This is a genomic window from Leptolyngbya sp. BC1307 (assembly GCF_002286735.1).
Classification (GTDB): domain Bacteria; phylum Cyanobacteriota; class Cyanobacteriia; order Phormidesmidales; family Phormidesmidaceae; genus Phormidesmis.
Genome location: NZ_NRTA01000011.1, coordinates 90,604 through 107,341, shown reverse-complemented (window position 1 = coordinate 107,341; position 16,738 = coordinate 90,604). Strand labels below are relative to the sequence as shown.

15 protein-coding genes are annotated in these 16,738 nt (G+C 51.5%); all 15 read left to right on the top strand.

Annotated features, from left to right (window positions below):
• Nucleotides 1-431: 431 nt before the first annotated feature.
• From CKL79_RS08875 to CKL79_RS08805, 15 genes are read left to right on the top strand one after another with little or no spacing between them, the layout of a single operon-like run.
• Nucleotides 432-854: a hypothetical protein gene (locus CKL79_RS08875; protein WP_121969225.1), complete on the top strand. Its 423-nt coding sequence runs from the start codon at nt 432-434 to the stop codon at nt 852-854.
• 4 nt (nt 855-858) lie between these two features.
• Complete coding sequence (locus CKL79_RS08870; protein ID WP_121969224.1) at nt 859-1,164, top strand: hypothetical protein; 306 nt, start codon at nt 859-861, stop codon at nt 1,162-1,164.
• Between the two features lie 17 nt (nt 1,165-1,181).
• A complete protein-coding gene (locus tag CKL79_RS08865; protein ID WP_121969223.1) occupies nt 1,182-3,995 on the top strand; it encodes a hypothetical protein in 2,814 nt (937 codons plus the stop codon).
• Between the two features lie 8 nt (nt 3,996-4,003).
• Complete coding sequence (locus CKL79_RS08860) at nt 4,004-4,828, top strand: hypothetical protein (RefSeq protein ID WP_141242184.1); 825 nt, start codon at nt 4,004-4,006, stop codon at nt 4,826-4,828.
• A gap of 6 nt (nt 4,829-4,834) precedes the next feature.
• Entirely contained in the window at nt 4,835-5,950 is a 1,116-nt protein-coding gene (locus tag CKL79_RS08855) for a hypothetical protein (RefSeq protein ID WP_121969221.1), read from the top strand.
• A gap of 18 nt (nt 5,951-5,968) precedes the next feature.
• Complete coding sequence (locus CKL79_RS08850) at nt 5,969-6,706, top strand: hypothetical protein (RefSeq protein WP_121969220.1); 738 nt, start codon at nt 5,969-5,971, stop codon at nt 6,704-6,706.
• Nucleotides 6,707-6,711: 5 nt separating this feature from the next.
• The gene (locus tag CKL79_RS08845) at nt 6,712-8,370 is read left to right on the top strand and encodes a TrbI/VirB10 family protein (RefSeq protein WP_121969219.1); all 1,659 of its coding nucleotides are present in this window, start codon (nt 6,712-6,714) and stop codon (nt 8,368-8,370) included.
• Nucleotides 8,371-8,400: 30 nt separating this feature from the next.
• Complete coding sequence (locus tag CKL79_RS08840; RefSeq protein WP_121969218.1) at nt 8,401-9,099, top strand: hypothetical protein; 699 nt, start codon at nt 8,401-8,403, stop codon at nt 9,097-9,099.
• A gap of 13 nt (nt 9,100-9,112) precedes the next feature.
• The gene (locus CKL79_RS08835) at nt 9,113-11,392 is read left to right on the top strand and encodes a hypothetical protein (protein ID WP_121969217.1); all 2,280 of its coding nucleotides are present in this window, start codon (nt 9,113-9,115) and stop codon (nt 11,390-11,392) included.
• 58 nt (nt 11,393-11,450) lie between these two features.
• A complete protein-coding gene (locus CKL79_RS08830) occupies nt 11,451-11,921 on the top strand; it encodes a hypothetical protein (protein ID WP_141242183.1) in 471 nt (156 codons plus the stop codon).
• The gene (locus CKL79_RS08825; protein ID WP_121969215.1) at nt 11,918-12,463 is read left to right on the top strand and encodes a hypothetical protein; all 546 of its coding nucleotides are present in this window, start codon (nt 11,918-11,920) and stop codon (nt 12,461-12,463) included. Before CKL79_RS08830 ends, CKL79_RS08825 begins: the two co-directional genes overlap by 4 nt.
• A complete protein-coding gene (locus CKL79_RS08820; protein WP_121969214.1) occupies nt 12,456-14,165 on the top strand; it encodes a TraM recognition domain-containing protein in 1,710 nt (569 codons plus the stop codon). Before CKL79_RS08825 ends, CKL79_RS08820 begins: the two co-directional genes overlap by 8 nt.
• A gap of 14 nt (nt 14,166-14,179) precedes the next feature.
• Entirely contained in the window at nt 14,180-14,548 is a 369-nt protein-coding gene (locus CKL79_RS08815; RefSeq protein WP_121969213.1) for a hypothetical protein, read from the top strand.
• Between the two features lie 13 nt (nt 14,549-14,561).
• Entirely contained in the window at nt 14,562-16,316 is a 1,755-nt protein-coding gene (locus tag CKL79_RS08810) for a hypothetical protein (RefSeq protein ID WP_121969212.1), read from the top strand.
• A gap of 10 nt (nt 16,317-16,326) precedes the next feature.
• Nucleotides 16,327-16,701, top strand: coding sequence for a tetratricopeptide repeat protein (locus CKL79_RS08805; RefSeq protein WP_121969211.1), 375 nt, complete (start codon nt 16,327-16,329; stop codon nt 16,699-16,701).
• Nucleotides 16,702-16,738 lie beyond the last annotated feature (37 nt).

Here is a 16,738-nt window from a genome sequence, read left to right as displayed (position 1 = left end):
GGTTTTAGCTCAGATTTATTCAAGAATAGTATTACGCAGGAGTACAGCTCATTTTTTCTGCGTTTTACGGATAACGAAACCTTTCGATAGTGCCTTCGTTATATGAAACTATATCTTCAAAAGATTTCAGCGAATTGGGAAGCCGTACCAGTTGCCACTTTATTAAGAAAGTATAAGGAAAGGCTTCAGATTTCTTAAGCTAAAACATACTCTTAAGTAGTACTTAAATCTAATAAGTACTACTTAAGAGTCTAGGTGCAATCAGACCAGTCAGGAAGTCTTGAATTCGCGATTGCGACTTCCTAAAGAGCAAACAGGCAATTTGCCTACTTCTCGTCTTATCCCTTCAAGAGAGTAGAAACATGAGTAATTTATCGAGAGTGCTTTCTCGACCTCACCGTCAAGATCGATACTCAGCTTTAGCGCACCAAATGAGCGCTTTATTGAAACGACTGCTGGCTACTGTTGCTGATCAACCGTCTTCGTTTTGCCGCTCCCCGTCTCAAAGTATCAGTGGGTGGAAGGCAATCGGGGTGTTCTTCGGCGTTTTGCTATTCTTCGGCATTATCAGTCATGCAGCTCCAGCGTCAGCTCAGCTCTTCAAGAATGTTGAGAGTCAGGTCACAACCATCTTTGGCAACAATATCGATGCGAGCATCATTGCCTTTATGTTTGGTGTGCTGCGCATCGTGATTTGGGTGACTGCTGTCGGCTTTATCTTCTTTGCGGTGTATCAAGCCCAGCGGGGCGAACAGTGGCAACCTTTGATGCAGAACGCTTTCATCGTCATTGCCGCTGTCGTCATTGTGGAGGGAATGAGCAAGCTATTTTTCGGCGGCACTGTAGGAACTTAGAACAATGGCTAATACGACAGGCCAACGAAGGCTGTTTTGCCCTATCAATCAAAGCTTGGGTGCTCAGCCCACGCTGGGGCCAATTCCAACTAATCTGCTAGCGCCTTCTATGGCCATATTAGTTGGCAGCTACTTTGTTATAGAAGTGCTCTTGGGACTCGGCTTTGCAGTATTTCTCCTATTCACGACCTGGATGATCTGCACCTGGTGGGTTGTCGTTGGGGAGAAAACCTGGCGTTTCACCAATAAGTTAATGCCCGTGCCGAACTGGACACGCGGCTATGTTCTCTATCGTCGCTACTCAGACTGAAATTTAGGTGTGTAAACATGAGTAAACAACGTCTCGGCACTCAGCGCTACACCTTCAAGCCCTTTGAAGACGAATCTCATTTGGAATGTATTTGCAGACTGGCCTTGCGAGGACGCGATGTCGGTGCTTATCTGCTGAAGAAACGCGGTCAGTTTACCTTTGTTTTCGGCTTTCGGCCCCTGGGCATTCATACATTGCTGGCACAGGGGCAAGCCGAGACTGTATTGGGTCATCTGGAGGAAGGGTTGAAGGGATTTCGTCCAGGCGATCGCCTGCGAATTCATCTCCGTTCTTTTGCAGCGGATCTGCCCCGGCAGCAAGCGCTGGAGGCGTTGGTACAGCGCAATACTGGCTTAGAATCCCAGTTCCTGCTGATGGCTCAACAGCGATCGGTGAGAGAAATGACTGAGCAGGGACTGCGCCAGCCTAAGCAAATCTACATATTTGCTAGCCACACGGTTGAGGCTGGGAAAACCACTCATGCGGATTACACTGAAAAGGTGCTGGCCTGGTTTGCCGATAGGTATGACACCTTTAAAGGAACGAAAGACCAGAAGGAGAAACAGCAATACCTGCAACTGCTGAACGCTGCTTTTACCGATGGCTACCTGCATTGGGAACAACAGATAAATTCTCGAATGGGGCTACAGGCTGCACCTATGGGGGCTGATCAGCTTTGGGAATATCTGGAGACGCAGTTCAACCATGCTCAGGCCCGTCCGATTCCCCAATGCCTGAACCTGATGGAAACACCACAGGGGCTATCTTTCAAGGAGGAGATAAAAGAAGAGCTACATGCCACATCTGTCTTGATTCGAGGCGAAAACGGGCGACCGTCTCATCCCAAAGCAGATCGCCAATGGGTGAAGGTGAAAGATCAGTTTGTTGGGGCAGTCGTTCTGGAGTCGAAGCCGATGGGCTTTACCTCACCTGAGCATGAGCTTTATTTCCTGTGGAAAGCGCTAGCGCAGTTTTCTAACTGCGAGTTTGTCTGTGAGCTAGCAGCAGCGGATCGGACGATGACCCGGATTACGCTTCAGCGACTGACCAAGCAGAACCTGACGGCGACTTTTCGGGCTAATTTGCTGAAGGATGTGGACGTGGCTTCGCAAATGCGAATGAGGCAAGGTGTGGAGGCGCAGGAACAAATCTATCAGGGGGCTTTGCCTATCTGGGTGAGCGTCATTGCGCTAATACATCGGGAGAGCCCTGAGAGTCTCTCAGAAGCCTGTCAAAAGCTCGCTAATACCTTTCATCAGGGGGCATTTATTCGAGAAACAGAGGTCGCCTGGTCTCTCTGGCTCAGGTCGCTGCCGATTGTGAAAGATTGGCTGCTAGGAGACGGGCGCAAGCAGCTTTACCTGACCAACGAAGCGCCGGGGCTAATGCCGCTCGCCTGTCCTCGTCGGATTGATAGTCAGGGCATCGAGCTGATCACGCACGAAGGCAATATGCCGGTGCAGATAGATTTTGCCGGGAAGCATCGGGGGATTTTGATCTTCGGGGAGACTCGTAGCGGCAAATCGGTGCTGGCGGCTGAGGTATTTGTGTGGGCGATCGCCAACGGCATGAACGTCATCTCTCTGGATTATCCCAAGCCAGACGGCACTACGACCTACACAGACCTGGTCAAATTCTTTGGCGATAAAGGCGCTTACTTCGATGTCGGTTCTGAAACCAATAATCTCTTCCAAATACCCGACTTGCGGCATCTACCTGAAAAACAACAAGAGGAGCGATTAGACGACTACAAGGAATTCTTAGTCAAGGCGCTAGACACGATGGTGATGGGCGCTGAGATAGAAAATCAAATGGGCAAGCGGGTGCATACGCTGCTGTGGCAAGCCCTAGCCGCATTCTTTAACGACCCGGTAATTATGGCTCGTTACGATGCGGCGTTTGATCAGGGCTTTGGCAGTGCTGAATGGCAACAGATGCCGACGCTAGTTGATTTTGTTGAGGTGGTGGCCAATCTGGATTTAGGTTTGGATTCTCATCTGGTGACAGATGCGATCTCAACTATTCTTCTGGAACTGCGTGGCTGGCTGTCGAGCCGGGTCGGTCGCGCTATCTCCAAACCGTCATCTATTCGCACCAATGCTCAGCTCACCATATTCGCGCTGCGGAACGTAGGTGACAACATTGAGGCAGCGGTGCTCGCCCTCTCAGCTCAGTCCATGGCCTTCCGCCGTGCCCTGGAAGTCACGGATTCTCTACTGGCAATTGATGAAAGCCCCATTTTGTTCAAGTACAGCGGCATCGCGCAGATTATCGGCCAAGTTTGCGCGAACGGTGCAAAGTCGGGAATTCGCCCGCTGATTATCGGTCAAGACCCAGACACCATTGCTAACTCCGTAGCGGGTTCCCAAATTCTACAGAACCTGAATACCCGCTTTATCGGCGCTATTCAGGCCAATGCACTACCTTCCTACGAGCACCTGTTCGGCTACGATCCGAAGCTGCTATTGCCCAATACGGATGAATCTTTCCGCATTGACTCATCTAGGATTTGCTCTCACTGGCTAGTGGATGCCGATGCTCGGCTGACGGCCTGCTCGCACCATCCCTCAGCGGAGCTACTGGCCGCTGTTGCGAATAACCAGAAAGAGCAGCGTGCTAGACAGCGAGTGCTGGCTCAGCATTCCAACAAGTTTGCAGGGTACTCAGCGTTTGCAAAAGACTACGTGGAAGCTGTCAGGGCTGGCCGCTCAATGGACACGATTTGTCCAAAGGCAGCAGAACAGGCAGCAGAACCCCTGCCGGTACCGTCCAACTGGCTCGAAAACGAGGCAGCAGAACCGGTTGGAACTGCAATTATTTCAACAAATTAGAGGTTGCGATGAACACACGAATCACGAAAACAAGTAGCAAAACGAAACGGTGGACGGCTGTCATGATTGGCGCGGGCACTTTGGTTCCGCTCCTGGGAATTGGTGCAGCAACGGCATCCATCATGCCGAACGATATCGGCAGTACGTGGCAGCAATGGGTTTTAGACAAATACTCAAACCCTCTGGACTATCTGCTCGGACAGCTAGAAAAAGTTGACCCCATTTTTGAAACCATTATGGACGTTGCCCTGGGCGATGATGGTTTGAATGATCTCAAAGATGAAAACGGCGAGCTGCCAGAACCTTACGAGCTACGGACGACTAAGCCTTCAAACGGGCCTGGGATACTAAACCACAGCCCGGTTGTGCGGCAGCGCGATCTCGCCAATCTGTATGACCAGGAATCGGCGCGGGCGATCGCCGCTCCGGTACTGGGCGAACAGGGCAAAACCTGGCTAACCGAGGAAGCTGAGCGCACGGCTGGCCTGATCGAGAGTACGCAAGCAGGGGCAATCCAGGTGCAGCAGATGGCTGCGGAGGCGCAGGGGCTTGGGGTGACGCAGGATGTGATGAAGCAGTCTGCTGAGATTGATGCGGCGATCGCCTCCCTCCTCACCAACCAAACCCAGCTCACAGCCGACAATCACGCAGCCCTCTTGCAGCTTCAGCGGCTTCAGGGCATTCAGGCTCAGTTAGCCGCGAATACCAGTGAGGGAATTGATGAGGCCAATCGGCGCGATCGGCTAGAACGGCAGGTCAGCATTGCTGGCGCGAGCCGAGCCCCCGTCTATATTCCGGGCCTGTTTGGCACGAACCAAACCTCACAGGAGTAAAAGTTCATGCTGTTTACTCAGCTCTTCTTCTCCCTGCCCGCTCAAGTACAGGGCGGCGTCAGCATTATCGAAGATAGCGTCCAGCAATTAGAAGCGATCCAACAGGCTTGGGACGACCGCTGGAATGATATTTTCGGCTCTGCCAATGGTCTGTATTTGGGCATCAATCAGTTTGCTGCGATTATTTTAGCGGGAACGTTTATCTTCTTCGCTGTGGGGTGGGTAAAAGACGCTATTGAGCGCGGTATCTTTCCAGCTTTACCGCATGTGCTTTGGGTCTTAGTCGTTGCGACACTCTTGTACAACAATGGTGCATTACTTGGCGAGATAACGCTAGGCATTCGCAACGTTATCAACGAGCAAACCAAGCTGGTATTAGAGATTCAGATTGACGAAGTCTCCATGCTGGAGGCACTTAATGATGTTCTAGTTTCTCAGCAAGCTAAAGACTTGATTCAACAGGAATATGCAGACTGTGAAGCGAAGGAAGGGCAAGCTCAAGTTGACTGCTTCATAGAAGCTGGAAAGCGCACCGAACAACGTTTAGAGGAAGAGTATCGGGACACAGGCTTTTGGTCCCCTGGGGTTCAGCGGCTTTGGGCCAGGATCAAAGAAATCACTGAAAAAGTGGAAAACGACTACGACCGTGATGCTGATCCTAATCAACAGACGAATCCGCTTGTCGATATCTTCCTTAAAACAGTCATGCAGACCGCGAATCAGGCTTTGGCACAAACCTTTCTGCGAGGGTGGCAGTGGGCTTTTGGCACTTTGCTGGAATTAGCCATGCTATTAACCGGGCTGATCGGCCCAATTGCGGTGGCAGGTTCAGCGATGCCAATGCAGGGGCGTCCACTGTGGGCTTGGTTAACTGGCTTCTTCAGTCTGGGCATGGCGAAGTTTTCTTACAGCATCATCGTCGGGCTAGCGGCGACAGTCGTTGTCTCAGCCGAAGCTCAGGCTCAGGGTGACTTTGGTTTTTTACTGTTGATTGGCGTATTAGCGCCGATTTTAGCGCTGGCGATCGCAGGTGGCGCAGGCATGGCCGTCTTCCGAGGCGTCTCTGGCGGCGTCACTCGCATCATCTCCGTGGGCTCATCTACCTTACCGATGCCCAGATAGTCTCAATTTTGTAGAACTATGCAATTCTCTCATTTATTCCGAAAACAAAAACTGCCTCGAATTGATTCGAGCGATATTCTACCACTGGCATTTGCGGGCCTCTCTACCGGCATTTTGTTCTTGTCTATCGCCTTCTTTTGGCTTGCCGTCTCTTTGTCGAAAGTGGCCAATCAAAAGCCGCCAACCCTGGTTCAACAAGTCGATGGCAAGGCGTTTACCGTCCGCCCAGCAGACTACACCTACCGTGAACCAGAAGTCATTCGCCGCGTTGTATCCGACTGGGCCACGATGACGTTCACCTGGGGAACTCTTCCCGGAAACCAGACGAAAACGACTGACGAGGGTGTCGAGGTCGGTAGTGGTAAGCGAGTGCCTTCCCCCGCCTGGGCAGCTTCTTTCCTGCTGGCACCTGACTTTCGAGATGAGTTTCTCAATCAGCTCAGCACTGAAGTAATTCCTGAAGGGGTGTTTGGTGGAGAAGTCTCAGCCGTGCTGGTGCCTCAACAAGTTTCACCGCCACAGGCAGTCGGCGAAGGCAAGTGGAAAGTGGACTTGATGGCGACTCGGATAGTGTTCGACCCGTCTAACCCTGCGGGAACTACCATCCCATTTAATCGCCGCATCTATCTCAGAGCCGTTGAACCCCCTCAAAACCCACTCACAGAACAAGCCACCAAAGAACAACAAGTGGTTTATCAATCGCTTGAAGGCGGCTTGCAGATTGAAGAAATTCGCCCTATCCAATTAGAGGAATAAAACCAATGTCCGAGCCCGAAAAAACTCAAGATCACGACCAGACCGATCAAGCAACATTGCGCAAAATGACTGGAGCGCCCGACGTTAATCAGCCCCTGGTCAGCAAAAATGCTTTCTCAGATGTAGACGTTAGCTCTGAGCGCCCCGTTTGGAAACTGCCGCTGCCTAAGCTTGCCTTCATTGCATTAGCATTGGTTCCAATTTTTGGGTTTGTAGGCTTTTTCTTTGTCGGAAATCGCAGTGCTCAGCAGCAGGCGGAGGTGCCAGATAGCCCTTCGGAGACTGCTAGCACTGATAGCGAGCAACCGACTGACTTACAGGAAGCCCAGCAGGAAATTGCTACCCTCAAAGCTCAGATGGCCCTCGATGACCAGGCTTATATACAGCAGTCATCGCAACCCAGTAAGACACCAACAGCATCTAATCAAGCGGCTAAAGGCGATGAGGCCATAGCGACTCTTCCGCAAGAGACTAAACCCGTAAGCACATCTGTTCGGGCATCACCGCCACCCGTAAGCTATCGCCCCTCTCCACCGCCGATTCAGTCAAGTCCTGCTGTTGTCACTCGGGTCGAGCCAGTGATTCGATCTGCTCAAGGATCCACTGAATCAATCGATCCCTTCGAGCATTGGCGACAGCTTGCCCAAGTAGGCAGCTATGGGAACATTGCCGCTGCGACCACAGAGGAGCCGTCAAAGATTGAGCCGGTAGCTGAAAGTTTTGCATCAGTGGCTATGGATACAGTGCCTGCCGCTTATTTCGCCTCAACCTCTGCAACTGCACCCATCTATGAATCTGCGATCTTCCGCGAAGAAGAGTCTGAAGAGCCGGTGTCAGTAGCCGTTTCAGCGGCTGTTAAAGATGGCCCGGTAAGACCCGCTATTCTCGAAAAATCTGCTCAGAAAGCCTCCTCTGAAACGGAAAAATCACCCGTTTTGACAGAAGCAGAAGCGCGGATTCTAGAGGAGGAGTTTTCAGGTGAGCAGGTCTTACGTGAGCAGACATCAGGAGAAACAGCTCGAATGCAGGCGCTGATTGTAGGGGGTCACGCTTCTGGTGAACTGGCTACACCCGTTGTTCTTGATAGCGAAGGGGTCGGAGATCGCTTCTTAGTCGTTTTAGCCGATCCGCTGATGGACAACTCAGCGAGCGTCGCTATTCCTGCGGGTAGTTTGCTCACTGTAAAAGTAGACCGCACTTCGGAAGACGGACTCGTACAGATGTCGGCGACTCAAGCCGTTTGGGAAGAAAATGGGTTTCAAAGAGAGCTTGTTTTACCCAGTCGTACCCTTTTAATTCGTGGTAACGGCGGTAACCCACTGATGGCTGAAAGCTACGGAGATGTCGGGGGCGATATTGCCGCTATGGATATGGGTCAGTTTGCTCTCGGAGCCATTCGGCGCGTCGGGGAGCTATACACTCGCTCAGATTCTCGTATTCAGACCGGAGACGGCACCACCGTTATCACAGAATCTAATCCAGCTCCGAACATTCTGGCAGGGGTGCTAGAAGGCGGTACAGATGCCATTCTCGACTCCATTGCTGAACGAAATCAGCGAGCTATCGAGAAATTGGAGCAGCGTCCCAGAATTCCTTACATACCAGCAGGGACATCGGTTCAAGTTTTTGTCAACCAGTCGATGCAAATGCCAGCAGGTCTCTAGAACTGCTGAGCGCTTTACGAGGAGCACTTTATGAAACGACTCACGTTTGCAGGATTCTTTTTTGCTGTTTTGGCGATCGCACCTCCAAGCCTCGCCCAGACGACAACTCAGGAAAACGCCCAGACAACGATATCTCTCTACCGAGGGCAGGGCGTGACGCTGAATTTTCGCCCTACCGGTGAAATTGTCCAGCGAGCATGGCTCGACGATCCTTCTCAGACAACGCTGGATTTTGACGACGCTAGCTGCGCCGGAACCAATACAGAAGGCTGCGCAGCCAGCGTCATTCATCTGCGCCGTATTAATCCGATCAACTTTCCTGGGTTGCCCAGTACCAATACAACCAGCCTGACGGTACTAACCAACAGCGGACTGTATTCGTTCCGCCTAAGGTTTCCAAACTCCGGGAGTCCAAGCTATTCGGTGCTAAATATTCAGCCCGAGCGAGAACCCAGTCGGGAAGACATCTTAACGGCGAAGACGCCTGCGGCTGTTTCCCGAATGACGCAGTCGGAAGGGCTAGCGGCTATTGAGCAAGGTCTCAATGTGGCCCTAGACAGGGGACTGATTGCCGAAGATGAAGCCCTCTGGCAACGGACGCAAACATTTCTCTCACTCATGAGAGATGGACTCTCAGCTCAAGCAGCAGCCCAGCAGGCAGGTGTCTCCCGAGACCTGATTCTCCGACTAGCACAGATGGGAGAACAAACCCAAAACTTAGCCATCTAAAGGAGGTGGAACGATGCTGAAAAAGCAGCGTCAAAGATTTACCTCAGGCCGGTTGATTGGATATATTCTCAGCCTATTATTCGGCCTAATTTTTCTCATAAGTTCAGATTCTGCCTTTGCAAGTATAGCCCCTGAACCTCCCATTCCTACGACGGCAATTGAATGGGAGCAACAGTATGCGCGGATACCCGACTGGTCGCAAATCACTTTTCGCACGTTGCCACCCGTGAGTTCTGGAGGTTCGTTCTCTGCGCCGCCAGAAGCCTCTGAAGCCATAGGGTATGACCTTTCAAGAGAATGGCAGGCAGGTCAAACAACTGACACCTATCTGAAACTAGGCGATTTTCAAACCAGCCTGTATCCGCAAATCTTCAACTTGCATACCATCGCTGATCTGAAAGGTCTTGACCTTCGGCAGGTGGCTTTAAGCAGTCTGGAAATGGCGGATTGGCAGACTGTTAATGATTTGACAACTGCTATTCCTGGGCTCAGTAATCTACCTGTGAGGCAGGTGGGGCCAATTGCAAAGCTCTGGTCTGACGCCACACTTGGCCAAAATCTCGACTTGTCTGACTCTATCGGCGATGCACTCACAGCTTTGCCGGAACTGGGTCAGTTGAATCTTGGACAGCTAGGTGATCGGCTGATCAACTTCGCTATTACGGATATTCCGGGGCTTGAAAATATTCCGCTTCAAAATTTACAAGACTGGGAGAATAGCACAATCTCAGGAGTTCCAGGACTTTCAGATGTCCCATTGGCACAGATGCCTAACCCAATTGAGGCCGTAGGCTCATTGGGTAGAGTGGATGTTGTCTATGGGCCAGCAGAACAGGATCGCACTAATACCATCTCAGGCAGTAATCAAGTTGGGTTTGAAGCCGCCTGCCAAACTGACTGCGCCCATGCCGAACTCACTGCTTCCCCTACCCTACATGGCAAGCAATGGATCTCTGGTAAATATCAAGAAGTCGAGGGCGGAGAAGGCTTTCTCAAAGTGGTTAATGGCGGCAAGGAGCCCACCGGCAGACATCCCTTTGGCGATGTTTTCAAGGTTGCGGTCTGGGATACGGATGAGGCTAGCGGCACGATTAGCACCGCTTTGTTCTTTAGGATTTGTCAGCGAGGTGGATTGGTTTCGCCTGACTTAGGCTGTACACCCTATTTCCTCGGCCCAGTGCCATTCTTGAATTACCAAGAAAAGAGTTTTATGCTGGTCGGCCCTTTGGATGATAGAGGAGGGGCGAGCCAGCCGGAATCTGTACCGACGGGTGTAATGGAAAAAGCCCGAGCAATGGGAATCCCGATTAGTGCCTTACCGGGTGGGGACAGCTTTATTGGAGGGTTTGGTCTCTGCGGAGAAGGCCCAGGCGGGGTAGATTTTTCTGCACTAGCCGCCGCATTCTCCAGTATTGAAGGAAATTACGGATCTGTGGGTTCCTACGTCTGTGATGGTGACGGGAACTGCGGGCGCGGGTTAGGACGCTATCAATACATGAGCTACCGCTCCGATGTTCGGGCTTCGCTTCGTCAGCAGTCAGGAGGTGTTGCCTTGCTCTCTAAACTAGATTCTGGCGCAGCGATTAGTCAGCCAGAACTGGAGCGCGCTTTCCCTGCTGCCGCTCAGGACAATATCTTCAAAGCAGATCAGGGCCGAAACATTCAACAGGCTCAGCGAGAAGGGTTTTTCGGTAAGCGGTTGATTGAGCGGGCAGGCCAAATTCACTTTGGTGGCCCCGCTGCGCCGATTGATGGTGGAGCATCGGATGTTCATGGCAGGCTAACGCTAAAAACCTACGGAGAAGAACTTGCACAGCAATACGAAACTGCCGTAGCTGCTGGTACAGGCAAGCGTTGTGAGCCATCGAATGCTTTAGGGAAAGAACTTCCTGCTGGAGAAGCCAATCAGCGCATCTATCAGTCAATGGGCCGCTTGGGATCTTTTGACAGCTCAATGGGGCCAGACGGCGGGAATCTTGCCTGTGCTTGGGCTGTCAACCGAGTACTGGCAGATGCAGGTATTCAACCGCTGGGCAGTAACCCCAATTATGTGCCCTCTGTGGAAGCCGACTTGCAAGGCGGTCGAGGTACTCAGGTTAACCAAACTCAAGCTCAGGCCGGAGATATCGTCATTGCAGGCAGTCAAGCGCACATCGGCATTTGTCTGAATCAAGGGTGCAGCCGAGTTCGTTCTAACTCTTCGAGCAGAGCCCGATTTACGTGGGAATCAAATTCCAATTTTGACGGGTTTTACGGCAGGGCGAGCAGTCGAATTTATCGGCTGAAGCCATGAAGTTCTCGTCATCTGCGCGTAACGAAAGTCTGTTCAACTATCAAATTAGGAAGGAATCATGATGAAATTAAAACGGCTTGTATTACTTGCATTAACGACCTGCACAGTGATTGTGATTGGGTCAGGGCTGGCTAAGGCTAATTGGCTCTGGGTATCTCCAAGTAGCTCCCTTTCTACAAAGGCGGTCATTGCTCAGGTCTCTCAGCCTCCTCAAACCAGCACAGCAGAAGAGACCGCGATCACTCAAGCCACAATCGCTGATTTAGTCGGTGACAGTGAAAATCTGGCGCAGATGCCAGACGTGATCAGAACTGTCGTCGAGGGGGAGTATGCCCTGGCAACCTGGGTTTGGGGAGAGGCTGGCGGACAGACTGTTTTGTCTCAGGCTGGTACAAGCTGGACGGTTCTTTCCTCAGGTGGCGGAGCCGTCGATGTTTCTACGCTTGAAGAACTCGATATTCCGACTGCCGTGGCTGAGCAACTCATCGAAAGCGATCAGGCCGCTTGGGAAAAGGAGGCGGAAGGATGAAGCTAAAAACAGGAATGATGGCTGCTGGGGTAGCGATCTCGCTCCCTCTCATCATCGGTGTCTATCAAGTCTGGCCAAGCACCGAAAACGGCGGCTGGCAGCTAGCTGAAAAGATAGCACCCAAGGCGCTGATGGAGCAGGTGGCAGAGGAAAATCTCAATCCTGACTTTGAGGTTCCGCTAGGCCAGATGAAGATGCTGAAGCTGTCGCAGTCAGGACAAGCAGCGCCGCTGTATCTGATTGACTCTCGCATAGCTGACTCGGATACAGAAGAAAATCCCCTCTGTGGTGACCTCGGCTGCGCTTTCTTCGGCTATGTACCCATTGACGACGGCTATCAAAGCGTTCTCAGCCTTTACCTCGATCCCAATTTGCCGCCCGACATGCCGCTGATTGAGGCGAGCGAGACCCTGCAAAATGACATGCCAGAACTCATCATTCACCAGTTTGACGGTAACCAACGCCTGCGGCTGCGGTTAGTACTCAACGATAGGCGTTACGAGGTCGTCGAAACACAGTATCTACCGGAACAAGATGAATGAGCTGATTCTGATGCAAACTTATGTGGACACGCTTCAGGAGATCGTGACCGCTTTTACGGACTCTGGTGGGGTGCTGCTGCTTGTGGGTGGCGGAATCCTATGGGCAGGGGCATGGCTGGCGGACTCCGGGAAGAAAGGAAAAATTTCCACCGGGCGATTTGCGGGGCGATCCGAACGGCGGCAGGCCAAGAGCATTGCTCACAAGCAGCGGAAAGAGAGACGAACGGCTAAAGTCTCACTCAGAGCGGGCAATGTCGATATTCCTCAGGCGCAGCAAAGCTTGGTGATTGCCGGTGCGCCTGATTCGGGCAAGACCTACAGCATTATCGACCCGGCGATTAGATCAGCGATCGCACAGGGCTTTCCCCTCGTCATTTACGACTTCAAAGGCAGTCAGCTCGAAGCTCATGCAGCTTGGGCAGCAGCTCAGGGCTATCAGGTAAACATCTTTGCGCCAGGACAATCCTACACCAGCGTTTTCAACCTCTTGGACTTTTTGACCGATGAAACAGATTCTCTCATGGCTTCTCAACTGGCTTATGTTTTACAGAAAAATGCTCAACGGGATACGGGGTACAAGGAAAATGATTTCTTTAGCAGCGCGGGCACCACCCTGGTAGAGGCGGTCATGCTATTGGCAAAGCTGACGCCGTATCCAGATTTGCTCATGGCTAGCAAGATTCTGAATTTGACAGAGCTGCCTGCTAGACTCAGGCTCGCGGGAGAGTCTGGATGGGTTCCGATATGGACAATGGAGAGCCTGAGTCAGATTCTGTCTTCTGAAGGCGCTGAAAAACAAATTGCCGGTATTGTTGCCACTGCTCAGCGAACGCTAAAATCGTTTACAGGCAAGTCTCTCGTCTCTAGCTTCTGCGGTAAAACTTCAGTACCGCTAGATATCGCTGGGAAGCAAGTGCTTTTTCTACAAGCGGATATTCAAAAACGGGATGCCGTCAGTCCACTTTTGGCAGCGGTGCTACACCTGATCGTTTCACGAAACTTCGCAACGGCCCGCAAAGAGCCGCTGATTATTGCTTTAGATGAGCTGCCCACGCTATATCTACCAGATTTGCCTAAGTGGATCAATGAGTTTCGCTCCAACGGGTTCGTAGCGCTGCTAGGCTATCAGAACTTTGCACAGCTTCAGCACATCTATGGGCGCGAGCTATCCAAGGCACTGTTCGCGGCCTGTGGAACGAAAGTCTTTTTCAACCCAAAAGATCGAGAAACCGCTCAGGAGTTTTCTAGCTACTTAGGCGAAAAGGACGTTCGGTATCATACGCGGTCTCGCACTAGAGGGCAGCACGGCAGCAGTAGCCGCTCCGAACACTATCAGAAGGTGCCGCTGCTGACGCCAGACCAAATTCTGAAGTTAGATCAGGGTGAGTGTGTGTTTATTAACCCTGCTTATCGGGGCGGCGGAGAAGCCTCTGTTCCGCTCAGATTGAAGGTCAAGATCTCTGCGCAGGAAGATAAGCGGCAGGCTCGCAGCGTTGAGCTTTGGAATCAAAGTGTGAGGCAGTCATTGAGCGATCGCACCGCCAGTCAGCGAACCCTCACTGATCTAGACCAGGAAAACAAAGTCCGTAAAGAAATGGCCGAGCGTCTGTTTCCGCTGCCGATGGGTGATATCCAAGGAGAACCCTTTTCAGATGCCGACGTTGACATCACAGAGGACGAATTCGATGAAGTCTTTCGTTAGATGGAGTTAAGCATATGCCTACGAAAACGCTGAGAAATAAGCACTTAGACCCGGCCCTGTGGGGGCTATCTAAGCAAGCTATCAAAGCACTAAATAATGAGCCGACGATTCTTCAGAGCTTGGCAGCAGACAGACTGTTACCGCCTCTGCCACCGGGCTACGTTCCAAAGGTTATCGAAGTGCTATTTGACGACGTGCCCTATATCCGAACGGAAGATGGTGTGGTCACTCGCTTACGCGAATGCCTTGAAGACTACCAACCGTCTTTTATCGAATATCGGTTTGACGATGAAGTCGCTTTATTTCAAATTGGTGGCGAGATCATCATCAATCGCATAGAAGGCATTGCAAAAGTAAGCGTCCTACAAGACCTTTTGAAATAGAGAGAGTTTTACCATGCCCTTTACGATACGACCCGATGCCGCTCAGGCGATGCAGGAAGACGAAGCGCAGTTAATTAGTGCGATCGCTCAAGTCGCCCAGCGCGTACCCGCTGTTCTCAGATTGGCCGCGAACAATTCGACTAGCAATGCCCGTGGCGATTCTCTACGAATCAAAATGGGGAGACGGCTGGTATATGGCCAGCTTGCAGATGGCCCGTTCCGCCACGAGTTAGATGCCAACAGCCTGAAAGTGATTGCCGATGCCCTGCAACGGCCTGTGACACCTGATGTTGATCCCTCAAAGTACGCGAACAAGGTGCCAGCTGTAGAGATCTTTCAGGGCGATGTTTTGCTTTTTAGAGAAGAGCGAGATGGCACCGTCACCACCAATGAGATTCAGTTCCAAGTAGAGCAAGAGAGTCAGACAAAGCAGGAGAATCAAGCAAAACAAAAAAAACAAATAGCACCAGCTCCAGCAAAACAGAATGAACCAGAGCAGGCATCACCGCCCGTTTATGTGGCAAATCCGGCAGCAATTGAGAACACGTTCACCGTCAGCAAAGCCGACCAAATTTTGCGGACTGCTGAGTACCTTATTAATCCTCTCCGACAGCAAGAAGGTATGTACGATGCCGTTTCTGTTCAGGGATATCAAATCAAGCAGAGCGATCAACATATTACGGTGAGTCAGGGAGAACGGCTGATTTTAGTTGCTCGTGGCGGTGAAATCATGAGCGATCAAGTCACTGAGCGAGACTGGGCAGCACTGAGTCAAATTCAGATGCCGGAGCGGTTCCCTCAGACTGCACTCGATGCCGTTCAGCCTCAGATTTCTCTCCCGAAGGCAGCTTTAGACGCTGCCCGGTCATCTCATGCTACGAATGGCACTGTCCCGTCACAGACTCAAAATGGTGCTGTCCCGTCACAGACTCAAATAGTAGAGCCTATCAAACAAGTTGTAGAAGCAACAGGTTCGCAACCTGCTGCTTTTTCCGTCCTGGAGCGTGAAACTCAGAAACTGCCCGAAGGCTATGCCCGAGAGCTTTTACAAGCGACGATTCAGGATTGGAAACAGCAGGTAGGTCAGTGGCTATCCACCAAACCACAGCAGGGTACTAGCTGGCTGAAGGGCCAGCAGTCCGCCCTGCAAAATCAACGGCTAGCCAGTGCCGTTCAACAGATTTTCCAGCGTGGGCATGGACGTACAGGCGAACACTCATATCGGGTGAAAGGCTGTACTATTACCTGTAAGGATCAAAATTTATACGTGCTGAAGGACGCAGCAGGTGAACTCATGAAGTTCAAAACGTCTAAATTTTTGGGATTAGGTCGGCGGCTAGAGGTGTTTTCTGTAAGTGATCGCCTCACCAGTGAGCAGCGCCAGGGCTTCTTAACGGCTCAGTCAAATCGGACATTTTCACCTCAGAGCAGCCTGGATGTTGAAGCAGCATACGCCCAGAAAACTCGGCAGGTAGAAAATACGTCCCGACATTTCCTGAAGAACTTTGCCTTTGCTAAAAGCTGGAGTAAAGAAGGCGGGCAGTTCAAGATAGAAATCGGGGAAGGTGACTTACTCCGCATTAGCGATAAGCAGAACGGGCGAGGCGTCGTTTTTCAGCGTCAAAACGGGGAAGTCTTCTCAAAGCTAAACGGTCAAGACTTTGAGCATTTTGACCGGCTGGCTAGCAAAATGCAGGGAATGGCTCCGAGTCAGGGCCAACCCGCCACGAATAACTCGAAAAAAGTCACTGCGATAGAAATGGATTGAGGAGAAAACTATGCGCTTCGTCATTGTTGTCCCTGGCTCATTGATTTTGCTGATGCTGATAGCTGTTATTGGCGCGGGCCGGGGCACACCTGAACCGCAGACGCTCTACCCTGAACCGCAAGGGGCAAAAGAGTTTCTAAGACGTGGTGAACTCTATGAGGACGCAGGCGATTACGAAAAAGCTTTGAGTGACTATGAACAGGCAGCGCGGCTAGAACCGGATAACAGCGATACCTATCTGGAACAGGGGTCAGTACTGTCAGCTTTAGATCAGCCCGCTGCTGCAATTGAGCAGTATCTCACCGTCAAAGAGATCGATCAACAAAACGGGATAAGTACGCGCATCGTTGAAGACTTAATTGCGATAGAAAGGGCAAAGCTCTAGGCTCTCTTTTTTCAGCGCTGCCCTTCTCACTCTCCCG

Bases quoted from the DNA above. Each gene is read 5' to 3' on its own strand.
- CKL79_RS08875 (WP_121969225.1), top strand. From the start codon at position 432: ATGAGCGCTTTATTGAAACGACTGCTGGCTACTGTTGCTGATCAACCG.
- CKL79_RS08870 (WP_121969224.1), top strand. From the start codon at position 859: ATGGCTAATACGACAGGCCAACGAAGGCTGTTTTGCCCTATCAATCAA.
- CKL79_RS08865 (WP_121969223.1), top strand. From the start codon at position 1,182: ATGAGTAAACAACGTCTCGGCACTCAGCGCTACACCTTCAAGCCCTTT.
- CKL79_RS08860 (WP_141242184.1), top strand. From the start codon at position 4,004: ATGAACACACGAATCACGAAAACAAGTAGCAAAACGAAACGGTGGACG.
- CKL79_RS08855 (WP_121969221.1), top strand. From the start codon at position 4,835: ATGCTGTTTACTCAGCTCTTCTTCTCCCTGCCCGCTCAAGTACAGGGC.
- CKL79_RS08850 (WP_121969220.1), top strand. From the start codon at position 5,969: ATGCAATTCTCTCATTTATTCCGAAAACAAAAACTGCCTCGAATTGAT.
- CKL79_RS08845 (WP_121969219.1), top strand. From the start codon at position 6,712: ATGTCCGAGCCCGAAAAAACTCAAGATCACGACCAGACCGATCAAGCA.
- CKL79_RS08840 (WP_121969218.1), top strand. From the start codon at position 8,401: ATGAAACGACTCACGTTTGCAGGATTCTTTTTTGCTGTTTTGGCGATC.
- CKL79_RS08835 (WP_121969217.1), top strand. From the start codon at position 9,113: ATGCTGAAAAAGCAGCGTCAAAGATTTACCTCAGGCCGGTTGATTGGA.
- CKL79_RS08830 (WP_141242183.1), top strand. From the start codon at position 11,451: ATGATGAAATTAAAACGGCTTGTATTACTTGCATTAACGACCTGCACA.
- CKL79_RS08825 (WP_121969215.1), top strand. From the start codon at position 11,918: ATGAAGCTAAAAACAGGAATGATGGCTGCTGGGGTAGCGATCTCGCTC.
- CKL79_RS08820 (WP_121969214.1), top strand. From the start codon at position 12,456: ATGAATGAGCTGATTCTGATGCAAACTTATGTGGACACGCTTCAGGAG.
- CKL79_RS08815 (WP_121969213.1), top strand. From the start codon at position 14,180: ATGCCTACGAAAACGCTGAGAAATAAGCACTTAGACCCGGCCCTGTGG.
- CKL79_RS08810 (WP_121969212.1), top strand. From the start codon at position 14,562: ATGCCCTTTACGATACGACCCGATGCCGCTCAGGCGATGCAGGAAGAC.
- CKL79_RS08805 (WP_121969211.1), top strand. From the start codon at position 16,327: ATGCGCTTCGTCATTGTTGTCCCTGGCTCATTGATTTTGCTGATGCTG.